We start from the raw sequence: 21344 nt of genomic DNA on the forward strand, positions 1-21344 counted from the left end.
GCCGCCAGGGCATTCCGGCTGCACTGAGTTTTCTCAGCCGTTGATCGCCTTCTTCGTCAAGTCGAGCGAGCGGATGCGGGCGTCGAGGTCGTAGACCAGGGTGTTGAGCATGAGTTCGTCGGGGGAGGTGGCGTCGAGCAGTTGCGCGGCCTGAGCGCGCACGGTCTCCGGCGAACCCTGCAACTGCCCGGCCTTGCGCTGCGCCGCGAAATGGCGTTCGGCCTCGTTACCGGGAAATCCCGCGGCCTGTTCGGGCGTGGCCAGCGCCTGCGGACGGCCCGAGCGCAAGTTGGCGAAGGCGAGGTCACGCGGTGCGGCGAGGCGATCGGCCTCGGCATCGGTGTCGGCGCAGATCACCGAGGCGGCCACGATCGTGTACGGCTCGCTCAGCGTCGGCGACGGCCGGAAATTGTCGCGATAGAGGTTCAGCGCGGCGACGGTGTTGTTCGGCGCGATGTGATGGGCGAACGCGAACGGCAAGCCGAGCACCGCGGCCACCTGCGCGCTGTAACCACTCGACCCGAGCAACCACACCTCCGGTTCGGCGCCGAGGCCGGGGCTGGCCACGATCCCGTTCGGGTCGGCGCCGCGGAAGAAGCCGATCAGCGCGGTGAGCTCCTGGGGAAACGCGTCCCCACCGAGTCCTTCGGCGCTGCGACGCAGTGCGCGCGCGGTCACTGGATCGGTGCCGGGTGCGCGTCCGATCCCGAGATCGATCCGTCCGGGATGCAGCGACTCGAGCGTGCCGAACTGTTCGGCCACCACCAGCGGCGGATGGTTGGGCAGCATCACCCCGCCGGAACCGACCCTGATCCGCGAGGTGGACGCCGCCAGATGCGCGAGCACCACCGCGGGCGCCGCGCTCGCGATGCCAGGCATGTTGTGGTGCTCGGCCACCCAGAATCGGTGAAAGCCCTGCTCCTCGGCGTGCTGGGCGAAGCGCGTCGTCGCGTGCAACCCCGCGCTCGCCGTCGCATCGGATTGCACCGGTGCCAGATCCAGAACCGACAGCGTGACGGCGCTCATGAGCCTCCTCGAGTGTGTATTGCCCCTACGGAGGCCAACCCGCGCCGGGCCGCCGGTATTTCCGCGTGCCGGTGGGGGTGACACCGGCCACGGTAGCCGGGCGGTAGCGTGCACGACTGATCGACGTGACGGAAGGACTGTTCCATGTCAGCTGATGGCCCCGGCCTCACCACCGATGCCGCCCAGGCGCCCGATTCGACGGCTGGATCGGAGGGTTACGAGCGCGGCCTCAACCCGCGCACCATCCAGATGATCGCCATCGGCGGCGCGATCGGCACCGGCCTGTTCTACGGCTCCGGTGCGGCGATCGAGCAGGCAGGTCCGTCGCTGATCCTGGCTTACCTCGCCGCGGGTATGGCGATCTTCGTCATCATGCGGGCACTCGGTGAACTGCTCACCTACCGTCCGGTCTCCGGCAGCTTCGCCGAATACGCCCACGAATTCCTCGGCCGTTTCGCCGGGTTCGCGACCGGCTGGTCATATTGGGCGGTGTGGGTCTCGACCTGCATGGCCGAGATCACCGTCGCGGGCCATTACGTCCAATACTGGTTCGACATCCCGCAGTGGGTGACCGCGCTGGTCGTGCTCGCGGTGCTGTTCACCGCGAATCTGATCTCGGTGCGGTTCTTCGGTGAGGGCGAGTTCTGGTTCTCCGCGATCAAGGTCACCGCGATCCTGGCGATGATTCTGATCGGCATCGGCGTGCTCGTCTTCGGATTCGGCCACGCCGCCGACCCCACGGTGACCAACCTGTGGGCCGACGGTGGCATGTTCCCGCACGGCTTCGGCCAGACCCTGCTGGTGCTGCAGATCGTCGTGTTCGCCTACGTGGGTGTCGAACTGGTCGGTGTGACGGCAGGTGAGGCCCGTGACCCGAAGACCACCTTGCGCAAGGCGATCAACACCCTGCCGTTCCGCATCGGCCTGTTCTATGTGGGTGCGCTCGTGGTGATCATGTCGGTGGCGAGCTGGCGCAGCTTCCACGCCGGCCGTAGCCCGTTCGTCGAGGTCTTCGAACAGATCGGTATTCCGGCCGCGGCCGGGATCATCAATTTCGTGCTGCTCACCGCGGCGTTGTCCTCATGTAACTCGGGGATCTACTCCACCGGCCGGATGCTGCGCAGCCTGGCGCTGCGCGACGAAGCGCCCGCGCAGTTCGCGACCCTGAGCAAGCAGTCGGTGCCGTTCACCGGTATCTGCGCTTCGGCGGGTGCGATGGTGATCGGCGTGCTGGTGAACGCGATCTCGCCGGACAAGGCCTTCGCCTACATCACCTCGGTGAGCACCGTCGGCATCATCGTCGTGTGGAGCGTGATCCTGGTGTGCCACACCAAGTACCGGGCCAAGGTGCGTGCGGGTGAGTTGCCCGCCAGCGACTACCGACTGCCCGGCGCTCCCGTGACCACGTGGGCCGCACTGAGTTTCCTCGGCCTGGTCGTGGTGCTGTTGCTGTGGACCGATGGTGGACGCACCGCGTTGGTCGTCGGCGCGGTCTGGGCCGCGCTGGTCTGCGCGGGTTACTACGCCTTCGTCCGCCGCCCCGCGGTGCGCACCGGGTAGCCCGTTTGCTGGAAAGCCGCTGGCAGAGAGCGGTTTTCTGTCACACCCCCGCCGTATCGTAGAAGGTGTCACACAACCAGTCCGGACGCGAGTGCGGTTCGGGCGGTGCGAGAACGGGGGCACACGAGATGAGTGACGAGAACAGCGGCGATCTGCGGCCGCCGCGCCAGCACGGAACCACCTGGCGTGAATCCGAATACCGAATACTGGCCGACGATCTGCGCGCGGGCGCCGATCTGGCCCACACGGCGCTCACAGTCGGGCGCACCGAATCCGCGGTGCGCACCGCACTGCGCAATTTCGTGCCGGTGGAGGAGCGGGTACCGACCGCCGAACGGGAACGCTGGGTCCGCACCCGCCTTGTCGCCGAACCGGAATGGGACTGGTGGGCGGTGGTGATCGACCATCACCGCCGCTCCCGCAGCGGTTTGTGGTTCACCCGGCACGAGCACTGTGCCCGCATCGGCTGGCGCAGGCGGACACCTATGCCCGCGCTCGCCCAGGAACTGGCCACCTCCGAGCTGTCGGTCGCCGAGTTGCTGCGCGCACTGGGATTGGTCGAGAGCATCGAGGAAGCCGCCGACCGCCTCGGCGCCACCCCGGGCCTCGCCTTGGCCAAACGAGTCACCGCCCGCCGCGACGAAGCTGTCGGAGCCCGCTGGATCCTGGTCGTCGACGGCGCCGCGGGCACCACCCGCCCCCGCAACGCCCCGGTCCGCCGTCAGCTGTCACTGCACGAGACCCGTGCCGACGCCGAAGCCGAACGTGACCGAATCCTGTCCTGGCACAACCGAATCGGCCCAGCGGAGCCCGACACCTCGGTCTGGTGGACCATCGCCGAACGCGGGCTCGGCGCAACCGTCGGCCACACCCGCTGCGGCACCCACGATCCCACCACCACCGGCGGCCGAATCCGCGCCGAAGCACTCACCGTCGGCGACATCATCCGCGTCCCGGTCCCGGACGGCGGCTTCCTCCAGGACCGCATCACCGCGATCACCCAATCCGCCGCAGGCGCACCGATCGTCGTCGACCTGGCACCGGTCGCCAACTCCCGCGTCCGTCGCGTCGTCGAATTCGCCGCCGACGAGGTCGTAGACGTGGTGCGCAGGTCGGGCGAGGGCCTCCCTTAGCGACATCGCCTCGGCCCCGGGAATCCTGGCCGCGCGGCCCGGACGCTGGAAGGTCCGGCGCCACGTCGCCAGGGCGGCTAGTGAATTGTGTTGGAGTGCAGGAAGATCAGTGTCCATGGATTGGACCAATGTGGCGGTTGCCTCGATCACGGTTGCCGGAACGCTCGGTGGTGGCATCGTGACCCAGGCTTTCGCGATTCGGAGTAAGCGAATCGACGCGAACGTGCAGCGCGACAATCGCGCGGAGGAATTGCGGGAGCTCACCCGCAAAGAGGCCACCGATGAGAGGCGGACGGTGTACGCGGGCCTCAACACCGCGGCGCATTCCTGCCGCGCGGCCACTCGACATTATCTCGACGAGAAGTGTGGCGGGCGCACGCCCGATCTCGCCAAGTTCGAGGTTGCTCGGGAGGCGCTGCGCGACAGCTACTCCCGTGCGCAGATGGTGGTGTCGGACCGGGCGCTGGATTTCGCGTCCGAGGTGAATCGTTGCCTCGATATCGGTCATCGCGCGGCGCTCGAGCTCGACGCGAGCGATGCCGTGGCGGTCGCGGCGCTTTATCACTTCGTGGACGACTCGCTGGGGTTCGCTGTCCGGCTCCTGCGTCGGGCGATTCGGGAGGATCTCGGGATCGAACCCGACGTCGACGCTGATCTGGACGGCCGCCTGGTCGAGCTCAGGGCCACCCGCCATGAGTTCGTCGGGCGGGATACCTCCGACGTGCCCGACCGGCGACCCGACCTCCTCGGTTGAGGTTCGCTGCCCGGCATGTGGTCGCGAGCCGGCCCGGGCATGGTGGCGGCGGCGCGCTTTTCAGTGTGGATCGCAGGCCTCGGCGACCGCGCGAACGTCGACATCCGCACGTACCCCGCCTGCGACCACCTGTTCTTTCCCGGCGACACACCAGCGGTGCCCGCGGATTACGCGCGGCCCCAGCATGTCGACGGCGAGGTCGTGGCCGATATCGCGCAGTGGATCACGGCGCGCTGACCGTCGAGGTGGCAGGGGTGCGACCGGGCATGGTCGCGGCGGCGACGAGCATGACGACGGCCATGGCCAGCATGGCGATGAACACCAGGTGGATGCCGTGGGCGAGTTCGCTGGGCGCGGGGTGGTCGGGGTTGTCGATGCCCGCGTTGACGATCGCGCCGAAAACCGCGACACCCAGCGCGCTGCCCAGCGAGCGCGCGAACATATTGGCGGAGGTGACGACGCCGCGTTCGTGCCATTCGGCACTGGCCTGGGCGGCGATGAGAGTGGGGGAGGCGACCAGGCCCATGCCGACGCCGATCAGGAAGCAGGAGGCCGCGATCTGCCATGGGCTCGCCTGGGGGCCGACGAGCAGGGTGGTCGCGCAGCCGAGCGCGGTGATGGTGCTGCCGATCAAGCCACTGATCCGGAATCCCCAGCGCAGGTACAGTCTTCCCGACAGGGTCGCGGCGAGCGGCCAGCCGAGCGTGAGCCCGCCGACGGTGAGTCCTGCCACCAGCGCGGTGGTCCCGAGCACGCCCTGAGCGAAAGTCGGCACATACGAGGTCAATCCGAGTACGACGGCGCCGACCAGCAGGGAGACGGTGCTGCTCGCGATCACCACGCGCCGGGTGAAGATCCACAGCGGCAGAATCGGATTCGCCGTCCGCAACTCGACCACCGCGAACAGCGCCAAGACCGCCACGCTCCCCGCGAACAGGGCGAGGGAGACCGGCGAGGTCCACTCCCAGTCCTGACCACCTTCGAGCAAGGCCAGAATCAAAGCCCCCGCCCCGACGGTGAGCAGAATCGCGCCGAGATAGTCGATCCGTTGCGTGCTGCGCTCCGCCGACTCGGTGAAGTGGCGCACCAGCATCCAGCCCGCCACCGCGCACAGCGGCAGATTGATCAGGAAGATCCACCGCCAGCTCAGATGATCGGCGAACAGGCCACCGAGCAGCGGACCGAGCACGGCCGAACTCGCCCACACCCCGGCCAGATAGCCCTGCACCTTGGCGCGTTCGGCCAGGGTGTACAGATCGCCGGCGATCACCATCGTCATCGGCTGGATCGCCCCCGCCCCGATACCCTGGATCGCCCGAAAGGCGATGAGCGCCACCATGCTCGTGGCCAGTCCGCACAACAGTGACCCCACCGCGAACGCCGCGATCCCGAACAGGATCACCGGCTTGCGCCCGACCATATCGGCGATCTTGCCGTAGATCGGCACCGTAACGGCCTGCGCGAGAAGGTAGATGGAGAACAACCACGGGAACATCGCGAACCCGCCGAGGGTGTCGGTGATGGTGAGGACCGCGGTGGCGATGATGGTCGAATCGAGTGCGACGAGCCCGGTGGAAAGCATCAGCGAGGCGAGAATCGCACCTCGTTCGGAACGCAGGCCGACTGCCGGGCTCACAGTATCGGTCGCCACCGAGGTCCTTTCGTTGCTCCGACTAACCACTCGGTTGACGGTATCGGCCGCAGGGTGGTTCCCGCGCGCCATTTTCCCAGGGTGTGACGCGATCGGTGCCGCCGTGGTCTCAGCCCTGGGCGAAGCGCGCGGCGATCTCGGCCGCGGTGACCTTCGCCAGTTCGACGAAGAACGGCACGCGCTCGTCGATCATCAACGCCGCCGGTCCGCGCAGGCCGAGCGCGAACCGGCAGCGGCCGTGCGGATCGAGGATCGGCAGACCGATGGTGCGAAATCCGGGATCCAGTTCGCGGTCGTTGAACGCGTAGCCGCGCTCCCGCGTGGTGATCAGTTCCGCGCGAAGCTCTGCCGGTCCTGACACCGAACGTTCGGTGCCCTCCTCGTACGGCAGCGACCGCAGTTCGTCGTCACCCGCGTCGGTCCAGGCCAGCAGCGCTTTGCCGAGTGCGCTGGCGTGCAAGGGAAGTCGGACGCCCTGCAGCTTGTGACCGTCGCTCTCGCGCCATCGGCTGGTGCCGAGCAACACGGCGTGGATGCCGTGGCGGGTCGCGACCGATCCGGTCGCACCGGTGGTGGCGGCCAGCTGTTCGAGATAGGGCTCGGCGAGGTAGATCCGGTGCTGGCGGTAGGCGATCTGGCCGTATTCGGCGAGCGCACCGCCCATGCGGTAGCGGCTGGACTCGGCGTCCTTCTCCAGGAACCCGGCCTGCACGAGCGCGCCCAGCAGGCGGTGAGTGGTGCTCACGGCCAGCCCTTGCGCGCGGGCGACCTCCGAGACCCCGCGCTCCTCGCCGCCGCGGAAGCAGTCGAGTACCGACAGGGCCCTGGTCACGGTCTGCACGCCGGAGGTCTCCACGGAACCGACGGTAACACAGGCGATCGATCGGAAACCGGTCATGAGTTCCGCTATGTGGAAGGGTGGCTTCGTAATGGGCACGCGAAAGCCATATTACGGCAAGTCGTTCCGTGTCAAGCTTTCCGATCTATGGAAAGGCATACCTCGTCGGGCGCCGTCCTCGCTCCTACGCTGCGAAGGCATCAACCCCCAGACCCGAACAGGAGCCCCGATGTCTCGCAGGCTGCCGGCCTTCACGCGAATCGCCCTCGCGATCGTCCCCGTCGTTGCCCTCGTCGCGGCGTGTGGCTCCGGCTCGACGCCCGAACAAGGGGGCAACACGCCGTTCGTTCTCAAAGTCACCGATCCCGGCAACAGTGGTCCGCTCGCGGTCGGCAAACGTGACGGCAGCTTCGACGCGGCCCTCGCTCCGCTGGGCGCGAAGATCCAATGGGTCAGCACCACACCGGGTTTCAGCTCCACGTTGAAGCTGTTCAACACCGGCGAGCTCGATGTCTCCGGCGCCGCCTTCAGTCCCGTCGTCGGCGCGCTGTCCAAAGACGTCGGCGTGAAGATCGTGGCCGTGGCCGACCCAGCCGGTCAGGACCAGAGCGGCATCGTCGTCAGCAAGGAGTCGGGGGTGACGAACGTGGCCGGTCTCGTCGGCGAGCGCATCGCGGTGAACCCCGCCGCCAAGGGCGAGTACATCACGCTCAAAGCTCTTGCGCAGGCGGGCATTCCGGCCGACAAGGTGACCCGGGTTCCCCTGCAGCAGAAGGACGCGGCCTCGGCGTTCGCCACCGGCAAGGTCGACGCGTGGGCGTCGTTCCTGGTGCCCTACCAGGAAGCCAAGGCGGCAGGGGCGGTCGAGATCGCCACCGAGAAGCAGATCGGCTCGAAGGACAACTCCGTTGTCGTCTTCCGCACCGAGATCCTCGATCAACGCCCCGATATCGCGGCGAAGTATCTCGAAGTGCTGCAAGGACTTACCGCGAAACAGCAGGCCACACCCGCCGACTTCGAGAACGTTTTCGAGAAGTCCGGCCCGCGCGCGCTGACCGGTGACCGGCTCGCCGACGCGGTGCGCGTCGGCGGCGAGGCGACGGTGCCCCGGCTCCCGGTCGAATCCGATGCCACCGACCTGGCCGATGTGGTGAACACCTTCGCCGACAACGGCGTCATCTCCCGCCGGATCACCGCCGCCGACATCTTCTACGACCTGAAGTCCAAGCTCACCCCGGACCAGCTCGCCGCGCTGAAGGGCAAGTGACATGGCCACTCTCGCATTGGCCGCGCCAAGGGCGCGCGTCGACCGGCAGCGGCCACGGTGGCTGTCGCTGAGCCTGCGTGCCGTCCTGCCCGCGGGGATCGTGCTGGCCTGGTGGGCAGGCTCGGCGAGCGGCGCCATCTCCCCGCGGGTCATCGCGGGGCCAGGCGCGGTCTGGTCGGCCTTCATCGAACTGCTCGACAGCGGCCAGCTGATCGACTTCGCGCTTGCCTCGTTCTGGCGCGCGGCCGCCGGAGTGGCGATAGGTGTCGGCGTCGGGCTGGTGCTCGGCCTGCTGTCGGGCCTGTCCAGCCTGGGTGAGGAACTGGTCGACTCGACCATGCAGATCGTGCGCGCGGTGCCGTTCCTGGCGCTGGTGCCGCTGTTCATCGCCTGGTTCGGGATCGATGAGCTGTACAAGGTGCTGCTCATCGCGGTGGCGACGACCGCGCCGATGTATGCCTACACCTACCTCGGTGTACGCAATGTCGACCGCAAGATGGTCGAGGCGGCACGCAGTTTCGGGCTCACCGGGACCAGGCTCGTCGTCGAGGTGATCGTGCCCGCCGCGCTGCCCGGCATCCTGATGGCGTTGCGGGTGTGCCTGTCGATCAGCATCACCGCGCTCATCGCGGCCGAACAAGTCGGCACCCAGGAGGGCGTCGGTTATCTGGTGACCCTCGCCCAGGAATACAACCGCACCGACTACATGGTGCTGTGCGTTGTCCTCTACGCGCTGCTCGGTCTGGTGTTCGACGCACTCGTACGGCTCGCGGAACGCTACGCGATGCCTTGGCGCAAGCAGGTGGCGATCCGATGACGACAACAGCAGTCGCGCCGGTCGAGGTAGCGAAAGAGCCGGTCGCGGTGTCGATCACCGGACTGCGCAAGGCATTCGGCGAGAAGACGGTGCTCGACGGAGTCGATCTCACCATCCACCGCGGCGAATTCGTGGTGCTGCTCGGCCCGAGCGGCACCGGCAAGACCACCCTGTTGCGCCTGCTCACCGGGCTCGAAACACCCGATGCCGGCGAGGTACTGGTGCCCGCCCGGCGCACGACCGTCTATCAGGAACCCCGGCTGATCCCGTCGAAGCGGGTGCTGGCCAACGTGATCGCGGGCCTGCGGCGCGGCAAGGCGCAGCGCGAAGCCGGTCTGCGCGCACTGAACGAAGTCCACCTCGACGGCAAAGCGGGCCAGTGGCCCGCCACGCTGTCCGGTGGCGAAGCCCAGCGCGCCGCACTCGCCAGGGCGCTGGTGCGGGAACCGGAACTGCTGCTGCTCGACGAACCGTTCGCGGCACTGGACGCCCTGACCAGGCTCCGGATGCAGGACCTGGTCGGCGATCTCGTCGCCCGGCACCGGCCCGCCGTTCTCATGGTCACCCACGACGTCGACGAGGCGATTCGGCTCGCCGACCGGGTGATCATCCTCGACCGCGGCCGTTTCGCCGTCGACGAGGTCATCGACCTACCCCACCCGCGTGAGCACGCGGCGCCCGAAACCCTCGGTTACCGAACGCGATTCCTCGCCCAGCTCGGCGTCGGACCACACCCAAGGAGCCTGCCATGACCGAAACCCTGTGGTACACCCGCTGCCCCGTGCCGACCGCCAGCGGTCTCGCGCACAGCCTCGGCTGGCTCGGCGAGACCGCGGCTGATGCGGGCCTCGAGTTCGGCGTCTTGCAGGACGCGGGCCCGGAACTCGCCGGCCACCACTTCTCGCACGACCTGCCCGGCCTGATCCGGGAGGGCGGCAATGTGCCCGCGCTGGCCGCTCGCGCGCAGGGTTCGCCGACTCGTCTGATCGGTCTCACCTGGATCGACGAGTCCCAGGCGATCCTGGTCGGCCCTGATTCGCCGGTCACCGACGCGGCGGGGCTGGCCGGGCTGCGCATCGGCGTCCCCGCCTGGGCGCAGGACCAGGCCCGCAGCTTCCCGCGCGCGATGGCACTGCACGGCTTCGCCAACGCCCTGCGCCCGGCCGGGTCGACCCTGTCCGACGTGCGCGTCGTCGAACTCGCCGTCGAGCGGGACCCGCAGGTACGCACCGAGATCCAGAGCGCACGCCGCTCGACGACCTGGGGCGTCGAGGAACTCCTCGACGGCACGGTCGACGCGATCTATGTCAAGGGCGCGCGGGCCAAAGAGGTAGCCGCGGAGAACGGCCTGCGGGTCGCGGTCGACCTCGATGCCTCGGCCACCAGGCACCTGCGGGTCAACAACGGCACCCCGCGACCGATCACGGTGCACGCCGATCTTCTGGAATCCCGGCCCGACGTCGTCGTCGGCTTCCTCGCGCAGAGCCTGCGCGCCGCCGACTGGGCCGCCGGTGATCTCGACGGCGTCCGCGCGGTGCTCCAGCGCGAAACACTGTCCGGGCCGGACGGTGTCGTCGCCGCCTACGGTGCCGAGTTCCATTGCGGGCTGCATCCTTCGCTCACCGCCGACCGCGTCGAACTGCTCGGCGTGCAGAAGCAGTTCCTCTACACCCATGGCTTCCTGGCCGCCGACTTCGATCTCGAATCCTGGGTCGCCCCTGAGCCGTTGGCTCGCGCGCAGGAGATCGTCGCTGCCGACGGGGTGCCCGCATGACCGAGTTCCTGTGGCGGCTGCCAAGCCGCGGAGACGGCAGGCGCGCCGACCCGGGCCTGCGCGGTCGCGGTGGTTTCGGCCCGCAGACACCGCCACTGGAGACCACCGACGTGCGTCCCGGCCGATTCGGTCCGTTCGACGATCTCGCTCAGATCGTCGACGCCGCCGAATTGACCGGTTTCGACGGAGTGCTCGCGCCCTACGACGCGCTCGGCGAGGAATCCTGGATCGTGGCGGCCGCGGCCCTGCGCGCCACCCGCTACACGCGGGTCACGGTCGAATTCCAGCCCGCTTTCGGCACCCCGGTATACGCGGCCAAGGTGTCGGCGACACTGCAGCGGCACTCGGCGGGCCGACTGAACTGGCGGCTGGCCGTCGATACCGACGACACCGAGGCCCGCTCGCGCGGCGACCGCGTCACCGGCGACGAGCGCTACGACCGTGCCGCGGAATTCCTCACCGTCGCGCGCGGTGTCTGGAACGAGAACGAGATCGGCGCAGCGGGATTCGCGGGCACCGGCTTCGACTACGCGGGCCGGTACTACGACGTCATCGACGGGGGATTCCGCGGCATCCTGTCCGGGCTGCCGTTCCCGGACGTCCACCTGAGCGGTACTTCGCCGGCCGCGCTGGCGCTGTCGGCCGCGCACGGTGACGTCCACCTGTTCGCCGAGGAACCGGACGGAATCGGCAGGGCCGTCAGCGAATTGGGGGAGCGGGCGACCGAAGCAGGTCGTCTGGTGCGGGTCGGTCTCGAGCTGCCGATCATCGCCAGAGAGACCGAGGACGAAGCATGGGCCAGGGTCCACCGCCAGTGGGACGAGCTCGACCGCCCCGATACCGCCGCCGAACACGCGCTCGGTGACGGGCGCTGGGCGGGCTTCGACGCGTTCGGCCACGACCAGCGCGTCGGCTTGGTCGGCAGTTACGAGCAGGTGGCGCACCAGCTTTCGGCGTACGAGGCCGCCGGTGTGCGGACCTTCGTGCTGGCCGGACATCCGAATATCGAGGAAATCCACCGGGCAGGCGAACACCTGCTGTTCCTCGCCGACCCGGTCGGCCGCACCGTGCAGGAGCTCACCGCATGACCATCGACGTCTACTGGCGCATCGGCATGGAAGGCGACCACGCCTCCCTGCGTACCCCGCGCCGCTACAACCGGGGCAACGCGGGCGGCTACGGGCCGGGCAATATCGCACCGGCCGTCCGCGACGGCGCACTCGACCAGTACAGCTATCTCGACCACGTCGCGGCGGTCGCCAAAGCCTCGGAGTCGGCGGGCTTCCTCGGCGGGTTGCTGCCCTCGTTTCCGGTGACCGACGACCCGTGGGCCGTGGCCGCCGCACTGGCTGCCGAGACGACCACTTACCGCTTCATGGTCGCCTTCCAGCCCGGCTTCCTGCACCCGGTGCAGGCGGCCAGGATGTCGGCGAGCCTGCAGCGCGCCACCGGCGGGCGGCTGGTGTACAACATCATCAGCGGTGGTGGCGGATCGGCCCAATTGTGGTGGGGTGACAAGGTTTCCCATGACGACCGCTACGCGCGAACGAGCGAGTTCCTCGACGTGCTGCGCGGTGTGTGGGACGGCGAGCCCTTCGACCACGACGGCCGCTTCTTCCGGACCGGGGGCGCCGCCCTGCCACCCGGTCTGGCCGGACAGCCCTTCCCCGAGGTGTACTTCTCCGGCTCCTCGGGCGCCGCCGTCGCCGCGGCGGGCCGCCACGCCGACTACTACCTGTCCTGGCTCGAGCCTTTTGCTGACCTGCGCGCCAAGTTCGACGGCGTCCGCCGCAACGCCGAAACCACCGGCCGCGCACCGAAGTTCGCGGTTCGCATCGACATCGTCGCCCGTCACACCGAGGAAGCCGCGTGGGCCGAGATCGAGAAGGGCTGGGCCTTCGTCGACCGCGACGCCGCCAACCGCGCCGCCCAAGGCGACTCGGTCGGGGCCGCCCGCATCACGGGCTGGGTGCCCGAAACCATCACCGGCTACCGCGATCTGGAAGTCCAGCCCAACGTCTGGTGCGGATTCAGCCTGATCCGCGGCGGCCCGGCCTTCGGCCTGGTCGGCAGCTACGAGCAGGTCGCGCAGCGGCTCGACGAACTGATCGACCTCGGCGTCGACGCCTTCATCCTCGCGGGCAACCCGCACCTGGAGGAGGCCTACCGGGTCGGCGAGGAAGTACTCCCACTGCTGGGCCGTTCCCGGCTCACCACCCCGTCCACCGACACCGTCCTCGCGACGGTCCGATAACGCAGGAGTCATTCGATGACCACCACCGAAACCCGTCTGCCCGAGGCTGTCACAGCTTTCGTCGACGCGGCCACCCGCGACGCCGACACCGCGTTCCGGGTGTTCCGGGAGACCGGAACCGTCACCGGGAACGGGACCGTCAACTTCGTCGAACGGGTGCCAGGAGCGGAGATCGCCGTCGCCCTGAACGAGCCGGGCCCGTGGGCCACCGACCGTACCGTCGAACCCGTCGTCGCCACCTTCGACGGAGAAGTGCTGTCCGGCAAAGGATCCGCCGGATTCGTCACCGGCTACGCGAAGGTGTTCCGCGCGCATCCGGAGATCACCTCCGTCGTCCACATCCACACCCCGTGGCTGGGCGGCTGGGCTCAGACCCACCGCACCCTGCCGATCCGGTACGCCGCCTCGCAGCGACTCACCCTGTCCCGGGAGATCCCGCCGCACATCGACCGTACGATCGGCGCGGGCGATTTCATCCTCGGTCGCCTCGAGGTCGACCCGCACCTGGTCGCGATCTTCGAGGCCAACGGTGGCGCCAATGTGATCGGCCGCGCCGGCCTGCTGGAGCTGGCGAAGTTCGTCGTGCTGCTCGAGGAGGGCGCGCAGTACCAGGCGATCGCCGAAACCCTCGGCGGCTCCGTCGAATTCGATCCGTCGAACCTCGCGGTGCAGTGGCAGCGCAGCGGCCTGGCCGACGAGGCCCGTCGTCTCGGCCTGATCGGAGACGCGCGATGAGCATCCGGGTGGGCTACTTCCCGCACAACAACTCGCTGTTCGTCCTGCGTCATCGTGGGATCTTGGAGCGACTGCTGCCCGAGGTCGAGTGGATCGACCTGCGCGCCCTACCGCAACCCGACCGCGTGGACCCCAAAACCGGTCTGCCGGGCGAACATTCGGACTGGTTGTTCACCGAGGGTGGCTACGACATCATCGGCACCGGCTTCACCCCGCCGCTCACCGCACTCGCCAACCAGCGCGACATCGTCTACCTGGGCATCTCGGGCCCGCGCGTGGAGAACGGCAGGCTGGTCGCGACCGCGGCGAGCGGCATCACCTCCGCCGCGGACCTGAAGGGCAAGCGGGTCGGCATCGCGCACGGCTCGTGGCAGACGACGTTGCTGCTGTTCGCACTCGACCGAGTGGGCCTCACCTGGGCGGATGTCGAGCCGGTCGATGTCGACGTGCGCGGGGGCGGTAGTGCGCTGCTGGCCGGTGAACTCGACGCCTGGGTCGGCACCTACCCCGGTCTTCAGGAAGTCGAGGCGGCCATCGAGCTCACCACGCTGGTCGACACCGCCTCGGTGTTCAGCCACCCCTCACTGTGGTTCACCAGCCGCGACCTGGCCGAAGACAATCGCGCCGCGGTAGAAGCGGTGCTGGCCGCGCTGCAGGAGTCCGACGCCTGGATCGCCGCGAACCCGCGCGCGGCCGCACAGTACTTCGTCGACGACGCGCGGGCGCGCGGCATCCCCGCCGATCTGGATGCCTGGGAGGCGGCGCTGCGCGGGCGTCCCTTCGGCATACACCCGGTGAGCGAGGAGTTCCTCGACGAGCAGCAGCGCGCCGCTGATCTGCTCGCTGCGAACGGGCTGCTCTCGCGCACGATCGACGTGCGGTCGGCCGTGTTGCCCTGGATCGGCGCGGTGATCGGCGCACAGTCCGCTGCTACGGTCTGAGACCTCGACCAATGATGCTCCGGGCAATCGGATCGGTCGCCCGGAGCATCGCTGGAAATCTGTGCGGCCCGGGCGCGGTGCGCGGCGTCACCGCGACGACCGCCGGCCGTCACCGCCGCGCCCGGCGATCTCGGCGTGGCGGCCGTCGGGTGTCGGCGAAGAACTCGAAGCACCGCGATGATGCAGGTCGCGCCCAGCAGTGGTCGCTCAACCTTGCCGTGAACCGGTGACCCACACAGGTCCGGTCAGCAGCCAGATCACGGTGATCACTCCGAGACTGCCGAACACCCCCATCAACTGCTCACGTTGCGTAGCGTCAGCGACCGTATAGCTCAACACCAAGGTCAGCCCGCCCGCGATGGCGGCCGCGCCGAGCCAGCGGGAGAAGTCGGCCCACTCCTTGCGGGTGCGTTCGGGCCCGTACTTCGGGACCTTCACCGGGACCGGCCCACCGGCGAAGCGGTGGGCGAAGCGCTCGTCGGCCCATCGGATCATCCGCCCACCGAACATCACCGTGCAGCCGAGATAGATCCCGGCGACGCGATGGGCGAAAGTCACCTCGCCGCCGCGATGGAGGTCGATCGCCACCGCGGCCACCAGCACTACGTCCAGTACGGGCACCAGCGCCAGCGTCACGGTGCTCGCGCGCGGCAGCCGGATCACATAGCGCAGCAGCAATCCGCCGACCACCAGCACCCAGAAACCGACCTCGCACGCGGCGATGGTCAGTAGTACAGGGTTGCTCAGTTCGTTCATTCCCTCACTGTGCCGGGTACATCGCTTCACCGTCGTCCCGCTGAGGGCTTGTCGCTCGTCCACCGTTCGGGGGACCCGACGAGGGTGAGTGATGTGCTGAAATGGGGCATGCCCACGTCCCGCACGCTCCTGAGCCGGCTCGCGGACATCTTCGACAGTTCGACCTCGGCCGCCGTCGGGGTGTTCCTGGTGGGATTGTTGCTGTGGGCAGCGGGCGGCTGGGCGGTCGTGGTCGACCGCGACCTGTATCCACCACCGGCGAAGGCCGCGCTGTTGTGCGCGGCGTTCGCGATCCAGCTGACCGCGCAGCGCCGACCCGCGCTCGCCTTCGGCCTGATGGTCGCGCTCCTCGCCGGTGACTTCGTGTTCGGTCCGTCGCTGCCGCTGTGGATCGCGCTGACCGATGTGATCTTCCTGGCCGTCAGCACCGGCTCGGACCGACTGGGCGCGGTGGTCGGCTGGTTCTCGCTGGCGGTGACCCTGGGCGGTGCGCTGCTGGCGCTGACCGTGCTCGGTGTCAGAGCGGCCTTCTACGCCGGGCTGATCGGTGTCGCGCTCACCTGGTCGCCGCTCGGCTACGCCCGGGCGGTGCGCGCCTCGCGCCGCACCGTCGACGCCGAACGTGCCGCGGCTCGCGCCGAACTGTCCGCACGCGACGCCGAACGATCCGCCGCACTCGGCGAGGAGCGCAGGCGGTTGGCCCGCGACCTGCACGACGCGGTGGCGGGCCATGTCTCCGCCGTCGCGATCCTCGCCGAAGTGGCGCAGCGCAAGCCCGGCGACATCGCGGTCCTGCAGACGATCCGTTCGAGCAGCCTGGCCGCACTCGAGGAGATGCGCACGACCATCGACCTGCTGACCGCACCTGACGACACCGTCGTGACGACGCGACTGGCCTCCTTGGACGGCCTGATAGACGCCGCAGAGGTAGCGGGCGGTGCGGTGACACTTCGCCGGCCCGCCGACCTCGAAATGCCCACCGCGGTCGAGGCCGTCGTCACCCGGATCCTGAGCGAGACCCTGACGAACGCGACCAAACACGCGCCCGGCGCACCCCTCGACATCGAGTTGCGCCGCGATGCGACACGATTGGTGGTGACCGCGACGAATCCGATTCCACCTGGCATCGCCGAAGGACAGGGAAATGGGTTGCGCAACATGATGTTTCGCGCGGAATCGGTGGACGGCACGATCACCGCGGGCCCGCACGACGGCACCTGGCGGGTGTGCGCGCGAATTCCACTGGGGGACAAGTGACAGTGACCGTGCTGGTGGCCGACGACCATGCCACCATCCGCGCAGGCCTGAAGATGCTGCTCGAAGCGACCGGCGAGGTGCGGGTGATCGGGGAAGCCGCCGACGGCGCCGCCGCGGTCCGGCAGGCCAGGGCGCTGAACCCCGATGTGGTGTTGATGGACGTGCGGATGCCACGCGTCGACGGTCTGGAAGCCACCGCCGCCGTCGTCGCGGAGACCACCGCGAAAGTGCTGGTACTCACCACTTTCGCCATCGACGAATACGTCCTCGGCGCCCTCTCTGCCGGTGCGAGCGGATTCCTGCTCAAGTCCGTCGGCGGTGACGACCTGGTCAGCGCCGTCCTGGCGGTCGCCGAAGGGGACGCGGTCCTCGACCCGAAGGTGACGCGCGCGGTGATCGCCGCGTTGCCCCCCGTGGCAGACACCCCGCCCCCGCCCGATCTGTCCGCGCTCACCGACCGCGAACGGCAGGTCCTGGCCGGTCTCGGCGCCGGGCTGTCCAACGTCCAGATCGGCACGCGCCTGCACATCGGCGAGGCCACGGTGAAAACGCACGTCTCCCGGGTGCTGAGCAAACTCGGGGTGCAGTCGCGCGTCCAGGCCGCCGTCATCGCGTCGCAGTCCGGTCTCGATCTGCCCTGACCGCGGTCGGGGGCGAAACCGACGATGTCCCGGTACCTCGTGGAGGTATCGGGACATCGGGTCGGAACAGGGCTCAGCGTGCAGGTTGCGGGTCGGACTGTTCCGGACGAATCCGGCGTGATTCAAACCAATAGGTCAGCGAGACCGTGGCGTAGGAAGCTACTACTACTGCCGCGGTTACCAGAAGAAACGCGACGAACAAGGGAATCAGGAAAGCCATGGTGCCCTCCTCGCGGTACGGTAGTCGTGCGATGAAGGTGGTGGTCAGCGCCTCGTCGCGCCGAATCTGAACGAGCCCCGCACGTTCGATACTAGGGGCACGGCGCGACGCGGGCACGGACCTGCGGCTGTGACGGCAGTCATGGTTTACGCGGAGTGTCACCCACGTCACCGAACCGCCCATGAGGTTGAATGTTCAACATATCTGGGTTCTACCGCGTCACGAGTTCTCGACATCGGCTTCACCATGAACAACCGACGAAGGAGCACCGATCGTGAGCATGATCCTGGCCGCAGTGCACGACACGTACGGCATCGTTGTCGCCCAGGTGGGCAACCCCACGCCGGAGGCACCGCCGATGGCCGACAAGGTGATGCAGCTGGGCCGGTATTTCACCTGGATGATCCTGCTGTCCGGCGTCACCGCCATCACCTACGGCGGCGGCCGCTTCGCCTGGGAGAAGTGGAACGGCGGCGGCCTGCAATCGCCGAAGATGATCGCCAGCGCGATGGCGGGCGGCGCGGTCGCCACCAGCGCGGGCACGATCATGAACGCGGTCATCGGGGCCTGAACATCGCCCCCGGCTACTGTCGGGGGCGTGCGTATCTTTCTCGCGGGCGCCACGGGCGTCATCGGATCACGGTTGCTGCCACTGCTGGTCGGCGCCGGTCACGAGGTGGTCGGCCTGACCCGTTCCCCGGGCAAAGTCGCGGCGGTCCGTGCGACCGGAGCCATCGCGATGATCCACGACGTCTACGACGCCGACGGGCTCACCACCGCGGTGCGCGACTTCGCGCCTGACCTGGTCATGCACCAGCTCACCGACCTCCCCGACGACATGGCGCGACTGGCCACCTCCGGCGCGGCGAACTCCCGTATCCGCACCGAGGGCACCGCCAACCTGCTCGCCGCCGCCGCGGCCGCCGGGGCGAAACGCTTTCTCGCCCAGAGCATCGCGTGGTCCCCGCCCGCGGGCCGCGGCGACGCGATCGCGACACACGAATCCGCCGTCCTCGACGCGGGCGGCGTCGTCCTGCGTTACGGCCAGTTCTACGGTCCGGGAACGTACTACGAGTCGACCCCACCGGCGCATCCCCGCATCCACGTCGACACCGCCGCCGCGCGGACGATCGACCTGCTCGAAGCGCCGACCGGCGTCGTGGCGGTCACCGATATCGAGTAGTGGCCGCGCACCGGATAGGGAACAGTGAGGGGATGGCTGTTGACGTAGAAACCCTGCGCGGCGACGACGACCTGTCCGCGGCGAGCGCGCTGTTCCGGGCGGCGATGGTGGGATTGCCGCCGTTGCCGCCACAGAGCGATCACCTGTCCGAACCGGGCCGCACGCTCGGTGCGCGGATCGACGGGCGCCTGGTCGGTACCGCCGATTCCTACACCAGCTGGCTGGTCGTCCCCGGTGGTGCGCGCCTGCCACACGCCGCTGTCACACATGTCGGCGTGCTGCCGACCCATACCCGGCGCGGAGTGCTCACCGCCCTGCTGCGCCGACAGCTCGACGACATCGCCGAGCGGGGTGAAGTGATGGCAACTCTGCGCGCGTCCGAGGGCTCGATCTACGAGCGTTTCGGCTACGGCGTGGCGAGCGCTTTCGCGCGCCTGGATCTTCTGCGCGGTCGAGCGCGCCTGCGTGACACGGTGCCGCCGTCCGGCCCGGTGCGGTTCGTCGAACCGGCCGACGCGTGGAAGCTGTTCTCCCAGATCTACGCGACCGCCGAGATCTCCTGGACCGGTGCGATCGACCGTCCCGAATACTGGTGGAAGGGCAAGGAACGCACCGCGGCCGAACCGGTGTACACGGTGACGCACGGCCCCACCGGCGCCGAGGACGGCTTCGCGCGCTATCACCCGGTCGACACCGCGAACTGGTTCAGCAGCCGCGACCGCACGATCGTCGTCGACGACCTCGTCGCCACCACCCCGCAGGCCTACCTCGGGCTGATCCGGCATCTGCTCTCGGTCGATCTCGTCGACAAGGTGACCTTCGCGTTCGCGCCGGTGGACGCGCCGTTGCGGCACCTGTTCACCGACGAACGCGCGGTCGCCGTCGCGTCGGTGCACGACGAAACCTGGCTGCGGCTCGTCGATGTCCCCACCGCACTGGCCCGCCGCACCTATCGGGACGCGCCGCCGGTGATCGTCGAGGTAGCCGATCCGATTCGCACCGCCAACAGCGGCCGCTACCGGATCTGCGCGGATCAGGTGACCCGGGTCGACGACCCCGCCGATGTCACCGTTGACGTCGCCACCCTCGGTGCGGTCTACCTCGGCGGGTCGACCTGGCGCCAGCTCGCCCTGGCCGGACGCGTCGTCGAGCATCGTGCGGGTGGCGTCGATGCCGCCGACAACCTGTTCGTCACCCCCGAGCTGCCTTTCAGCGGGACCTTCTTCTGAGCGAAGGCACCGTCAGGGACGGAAGAGCCGATCGACCGGGGCCAGCGGGCGCACACTGCCGGAAATCTGGGCGACCAACCGCCACGGTCGATCGAGGTCGGTGGTCGCCTTGCCGTTGGTCAGGATGGCGCCCGACAGGCCTCGGTCGGGGTCGGCCCAGCCGTACTGGGTGGTGAGGCCGCTGCGGCCGAAGTGCGATCCGGTGTCGCGGCCGAATTTGGATCGGCGGGCGCCCAGTTCGAATCCGGCGCGGCTGACCCGACCGGCCAGGCCGGGCATGCGATCGGCGGGCGCGATCGCGGTGCGCAGGGTGTCGGGCTCGATGATTCTCGTGCCGTCCAATTCGCCACCGCGCGCGAGGATTTCGTAGAAGCGGGAGAGTTCGAAGGCGGTGGTGACCAGGTTGCCGGAGGGGAGTTCGGCGGCGAGGAACGCGTCGTTGGTCGACTTCGACGCCTTGTCCAGGTGGCCGCCGAGGGCCTTGTTCGCCAGGAAGCGGGCCAGGCGCGGCTGCGGTGGTCCGGTCTTCACGCTCGGCACGACCTGGTCCACGTCGGCGGGATCGACGCCGAAGTTGTTCCAGCGGAAGCCCAGTGGTGTGAGCACCTGCTCGGCCAGGTGCTCACGCATCCGCTTGCCGGTCGCGCGTTGCACGAGCAGGCGCTGGATCAATCCGCTGGTCAACGCGTGGTAGACGCGAAAGCGGCCGGGCGCCCAGCTCGGCACCAGATCTGTGAGAGCGGCCACGGCCAGGTCCTCGTCGAGGACGGCCGCGGTTCCGCTGTGCGGTGCGGTGATGAACGGGATGCCCGCCGAATGTGACAGCACGTCGCCGACGGTGATGCCGCCCTTGCGGTTGGCCGCGAACTCGGGAATATGGTCCGACACTCGGTCGTCCAGTCCGAAGGCGCCCTGCTCGATGAGCATGAACATCACGGTGGCGGCGACGCCCTTCGCGGTGGAGAACCCGCAGAACGGCGTCTGCGGGGTCGCCAGGATCTTCTCGGCGTCCGGTCCGTCGCTCGGTGCGTTGCCCCATCCATGCCCGATCGTCCGGTTCAGGACGATCCCGCCGTTGCGCCGCAGACACACCTGGATGGCGGGCGTCGTGCCCATCGCGTACCACGCGCGCACCGAGCCCCAGATCGCCTCGACATCGGCACGCGAGGACCCGACGTCGGCCGGATCGTCCTCGTGGCCGATCGTCGTCACCGCGTCCAGGTCGTCGGTGACCGTCACCAGCGGGGCAGGAAGTGCGCTCATCGGGCCAGCCTACCGACGGTGAGCTGTGATAATCCTGAGCGAACC

24 protein-coding genes and 1 tRNA gene are annotated in these 21344 nt (G+C 68.8%); 20 read left to right on the plus strand and 5 right to left on the minus strand.

The features are described 5' to 3' along the window. Positions 1-33: 33 nt before the first annotated feature. Positions 34-1026, minus strand: a complete 993-nt coding sequence (locus tag ACWZHB_RS09300) for an LLM class flavin-dependent oxidoreductase (protein ID WP_427907525.1) — start codon at positions 1024-1026, stop codon at positions 34-36. A 144-nt stretch (positions 1027-1170) separates the two neighbouring features. Between ACWZHB_RS09300 and ACWZHB_RS09305 the strand changes: the two genes are divergently transcribed. From ACWZHB_RS09305 to ACWZHB_RS09320, 4 genes are all read left to right on the plus strand, one after another. Then, positions 1171-2586: an amino acid permease gene (locus ACWZHB_RS09305; RefSeq protein WP_427907526.1), complete on the plus strand. Its 1416-nt coding sequence runs from the start codon at positions 1171-1173 to the stop codon at positions 2584-2586. A gap of 128 nt (positions 2587-2714) precedes the next feature. After that, positions 2715-3719, plus strand: a complete 1005-nt coding sequence (locus ACWZHB_RS09310) for a hypothetical protein (RefSeq protein ID WP_427907527.1) — start codon at positions 2715-2717, stop codon at positions 3717-3719. A 115-nt stretch (positions 3720-3834) separates the two neighbouring features. Continuing rightward, positions 3835-4473: a hypothetical protein gene (locus ACWZHB_RS09315; protein WP_427907528.1), complete on the plus strand. Its 639-nt coding sequence runs from the start codon at positions 3835-3837 to the stop codon at positions 4471-4473. A 15-nt stretch (positions 4474-4488) separates the two neighbouring features. Further along, the gene (locus ACWZHB_RS09320; RefSeq protein ID WP_427907529.1) at positions 4489-4710 is read left to right on the plus strand and encodes a hypothetical protein; all 222 of its coding nucleotides are present in this window, start codon (positions 4489-4491) and stop codon (positions 4708-4710) included. Here the strand turns inward: ACWZHB_RS09320 and ACWZHB_RS09325 are convergent. Together ACWZHB_RS09325 and ACWZHB_RS09330 are read right to left on the minus strand one after the other, a co-directional pair. Next, positions 4697-6124: an MDR family MFS transporter gene (locus tag ACWZHB_RS09325; protein WP_427907530.1), complete on the minus strand. Its 1428-nt coding sequence runs from the start codon at positions 6122-6124 to the stop codon at positions 4697-4699. The genes ACWZHB_RS09320 and ACWZHB_RS09325 overlap by 14 nt on opposite strands. Before the next feature lie 109 nt (positions 6125-6233). Beyond that, positions 6234-6980 (minus strand): IclR family transcriptional regulator, encoded by a 747-nt coding sequence (locus ACWZHB_RS09330; protein WP_427907531.1) that lies wholly within the window; start codon positions 6978-6980, stop codon positions 6234-6236. A 211-nt stretch (positions 6981-7191) separates the two neighbouring features. On the opposite strand from ACWZHB_RS09330, the gene ACWZHB_RS09335 reads away from it, so the two are divergent. Genes ACWZHB_RS09335 through ACWZHB_RS09370 form a run of 8 tightly spaced genes read left to right on the plus strand, consistent with a single transcriptional unit; the run spans position 7192 to position 14750 of the window. Beyond that, positions 7192-8229, plus strand: coding sequence for an NrtA/SsuA/CpmA family ABC transporter substrate-binding protein (locus tag ACWZHB_RS09335; protein ID WP_427907532.1), 1038 nt, complete (start codon positions 7192-7194; stop codon positions 8227-8229). A 1-nt stretch (position 8230) separates the two neighbouring features. Then, positions 8231-9046: an ABC transporter permease gene (locus ACWZHB_RS09340; RefSeq protein ID WP_427907533.1), complete on the plus strand. Its 816-nt coding sequence runs from the start codon at positions 8231-8233 to the stop codon at positions 9044-9046. Further along, positions 9043-9798 (plus strand): ABC transporter ATP-binding protein, encoded by a 756-nt coding sequence (locus ACWZHB_RS09345; protein WP_427907534.1) that lies wholly within the window; start codon positions 9043-9045, stop codon positions 9796-9798. The genes ACWZHB_RS09340 and ACWZHB_RS09345 overlap by 4 nt, the downstream gene beginning before the upstream one ends. Continuing rightward, positions 9795-10820: an ABC transporter substrate-binding protein gene (locus ACWZHB_RS09350; RefSeq protein WP_427907535.1), complete on the plus strand. Its 1026-nt coding sequence runs from the start codon at positions 9795-9797 to the stop codon at positions 10818-10820. Before ACWZHB_RS09345 ends, ACWZHB_RS09350 begins: the two co-directional genes overlap by 4 nt. Then, positions 10817-11908 (plus strand): LLM class flavin-dependent oxidoreductase, encoded by a 1092-nt coding sequence (locus ACWZHB_RS09355; protein WP_427907536.1) that lies wholly within the window; start codon positions 10817-10819, stop codon positions 11906-11908. The genes ACWZHB_RS09350 and ACWZHB_RS09355 overlap by 4 nt, the downstream gene beginning before the upstream one ends. Continuing rightward, positions 11905-13074: an LLM class flavin-dependent oxidoreductase gene (locus ACWZHB_RS09360; protein ID WP_427907537.1), complete on the plus strand. Its 1170-nt coding sequence runs from the start codon at positions 11905-11907 to the stop codon at positions 13072-13074. Before ACWZHB_RS09355 ends, ACWZHB_RS09360 begins: the two co-directional genes overlap by 4 nt. 15 nt (positions 13075-13089) lie before the next feature. After that, on the plus strand, positions 13090-13809 hold the full coding sequence (locus ACWZHB_RS09365; RefSeq protein ID WP_427907538.1) for a class II aldolase/adducin family protein: 720 nt from the start codon (positions 13090-13092) through the stop codon (positions 13807-13809). After that, positions 13806-14750: an ABC transporter substrate-binding protein gene (locus ACWZHB_RS09370; RefSeq protein WP_427907539.1), complete on the plus strand. Its 945-nt coding sequence runs from the start codon at positions 13806-13808 to the stop codon at positions 14748-14750. The genes ACWZHB_RS09365 and ACWZHB_RS09370 overlap by 4 nt, the downstream gene beginning before the upstream one ends. A gap of 207 nt (positions 14751-14957) precedes the next feature. Here ACWZHB_RS09370 and ACWZHB_RS09375 read toward each other — a convergent pair whose 3' ends face one another. Further along, positions 14958-15506 (minus strand): hypothetical protein, encoded by a 549-nt coding sequence (locus tag ACWZHB_RS09375; protein WP_427907540.1) that lies wholly within the window; start codon positions 15504-15506, stop codon positions 14958-14960. A gap of 84 nt (positions 15507-15590) precedes the next feature. On the opposite strand from ACWZHB_RS09375, the gene ACWZHB_RS09380 reads away from it, so the two are divergent. Beyond that, entirely contained in the window at positions 15591-16763 is a 1173-nt protein-coding gene (locus ACWZHB_RS09380; protein WP_427907541.1) for a sensor histidine kinase, read from the plus strand. Further along, complete coding sequence (locus ACWZHB_RS09385; protein WP_427907542.1) at positions 16760-17404, plus strand: response regulator; 645 nt, start codon at positions 16760-16762, stop codon at positions 17402-17404. Before ACWZHB_RS09380 ends, ACWZHB_RS09385 begins: the two co-directional genes overlap by 4 nt. A 73-nt stretch (positions 17405-17477) precedes the next feature. Here the strand turns inward: ACWZHB_RS09385 and ACWZHB_RS09390 are convergent, their stop codons facing one another. Then, positions 17478-17624 (minus strand): hypothetical protein, encoded by a 147-nt coding sequence (locus ACWZHB_RS09390; protein ID WP_379219465.1) that lies wholly within the window; start codon positions 17622-17624, stop codon positions 17478-17480. A gap of 280 nt (positions 17625-17904) precedes the next feature. Between ACWZHB_RS09390 and ACWZHB_RS09395 the strand changes: the two genes are divergently transcribed. The 6 genes from ACWZHB_RS09395 to ACWZHB_RS09420 all read left to right on the plus strand — a co-directional run bounded on the left by ACWZHB_RS09395 (position 17905) and on the right by ACWZHB_RS09420 (position 21321). After that, positions 17905-18195 carry a hypothetical protein gene (locus ACWZHB_RS09395; RefSeq protein ID WP_174555379.1) on the plus strand — a complete coding sequence of 97 codons (291 nt, stop codon included), beginning with the start codon at positions 17905-17907 and terminating at the stop codon, positions 18193-18195. 27 nt (positions 18196-18222) lie between these two features. Further along, positions 18223-18807, plus strand: coding sequence for an NAD-dependent epimerase/dehydratase family protein (locus ACWZHB_RS09400; RefSeq protein WP_427907543.1), 585 nt, complete (start codon positions 18223-18225; stop codon positions 18805-18807). A 32-nt stretch (positions 18808-18839) separates the two neighbouring features. After that, entirely contained in the window at positions 18840-20036 is a 1197-nt protein-coding gene (locus ACWZHB_RS09405; protein ID WP_427907544.1) for a GNAT family N-acetyltransferase, read from the plus strand. Positions 20037-20220: 184 nt separating this feature from the next. Further along, positions 20221-20293: transfer RNA gene (locus ACWZHB_RS09410), tRNA-Gln, on the plus strand. A 208-nt stretch (positions 20294-20501) separates the two neighbouring features. Then, on the plus strand, positions 20502-20858 hold the full coding sequence (locus tag ACWZHB_RS09415) for a hypothetical protein (RefSeq protein WP_427907545.1): 357 nt from the start codon (positions 20502-20504) through the stop codon (positions 20856-20858). A 97-nt stretch (positions 20859-20955) separates the two neighbouring features. After that, positions 20956-21321 (plus strand): hypothetical protein, encoded by a 366-nt coding sequence (locus ACWZHB_RS09420; RefSeq protein ID WP_427907546.1) that lies wholly within the window; start codon positions 20956-20958, stop codon positions 21319-21321. Positions 21322-21344 lie beyond the last annotated feature (23 nt).

The sequence above is a fragment of the Nocardia sp. FBN12 genome (assembly GCF_054031145.1).

Excerpts from the sequence above, each read along its gene's own strand:
- ACWZHB_RS09420 (WP_427907546.1), top strand. The coding sequence starts at position 20,956 with ATGAGCATGAACATCACGGTGGCGGCGACGCCCTTCGCGGTGGAGAAC.
- ACWZHB_RS09370 (WP_427907539.1), top strand. The coding sequence starts at position 13,806 with ATGAGCATCCGGGTGGGCTACTTCCCGCACAACAACTCGCTGTTCGTC.
- ACWZHB_RS09405 (WP_427907544.1), top strand. The coding sequence starts at position 18,840 with ATGGCTGTTGACGTAGAAACCCTGCGCGGCGACGACGACCTGTCCGCG.
- ACWZHB_RS09350 (WP_427907535.1), top strand. The coding sequence starts at position 9,795 with ATGACCGAAACCCTGTGGTACACCCGCTGCCCCGTGCCGACCGCCAGC.
- ACWZHB_RS09395 (WP_174555379.1), top strand. The coding sequence starts at position 17,905 with ATGATCCTGGCCGCAGTGCACGACACGTACGGCATCGTTGTCGCCCAG.
- ACWZHB_RS09355 (WP_427907536.1), top strand. The coding sequence starts at position 10,817 with ATGACCGAGTTCCTGTGGCGGCTGCCAAGCCGCGGAGACGGCAGGCGC.
- ACWZHB_RS09300 (WP_427907525.1), bottom strand. The coding sequence starts at position 1,026 with ATGAGCGCCGTCACGCTGTCGGTTCTGGATCTGGCACCGGTGCAATCC.
- ACWZHB_RS09360 (WP_427907537.1), top strand. The coding sequence starts at position 11,905 with ATGACCATCGACGTCTACTGGCGCATCGGCATGGAAGGCGACCACGCC.
- ACWZHB_RS09335 (WP_427907532.1), top strand. The coding sequence starts at position 7,192 with ATGTCTCGCAGGCTGCCGGCCTTCACGCGAATCGCCCTCGCGATCGTC.
- ACWZHB_RS09340 (WP_427907533.1), top strand. The coding sequence starts at position 8,231 with ATGGCCACTCTCGCATTGGCCGCGCCAAGGGCGCGCGTCGACCGGCAG.
- ACWZHB_RS09375 (WP_427907540.1), bottom strand. The coding sequence starts at position 15,506 with ATGAACGAACTGAGCAACCCTGTACTACTGACCATCGCCGCGTGCGAG.
- ACWZHB_RS09390 (WP_379219465.1), bottom strand. The coding sequence starts at position 17,624 with ATGGCTTTCCTGATTCCCTTGTTCGTCGCGTTTCTTCTGGTAACCGCG.
- ACWZHB_RS09310 (WP_427907527.1), top strand. The coding sequence starts at position 2,715 with ATGAGTGACGAGAACAGCGGCGATCTGCGGCCGCCGCGCCAGCACGGA.
- ACWZHB_RS09365 (WP_427907538.1), top strand. The coding sequence starts at position 13,090 with ATGACCACCACCGAAACCCGTCTGCCCGAGGCTGTCACAGCTTTCGTC.
- ACWZHB_RS09345 (WP_427907534.1), top strand. The coding sequence starts at position 9,043 with ATGACGACAACAGCAGTCGCGCCGGTCGAGGTAGCGAAAGAGCCGGTC.
- ACWZHB_RS09320 (WP_427907529.1), top strand. The coding sequence starts at position 4,489 with ATGTGGTCGCGAGCCGGCCCGGGCATGGTGGCGGCGGCGCGCTTTTCA.
- ACWZHB_RS09305 (WP_427907526.1), top strand. The coding sequence starts at position 1,171 with ATGTCAGCTGATGGCCCCGGCCTCACCACCGATGCCGCCCAGGCGCCC.
- ACWZHB_RS09315 (WP_427907528.1), top strand. The coding sequence starts at position 3,835 with ATGGATTGGACCAATGTGGCGGTTGCCTCGATCACGGTTGCCGGAACG.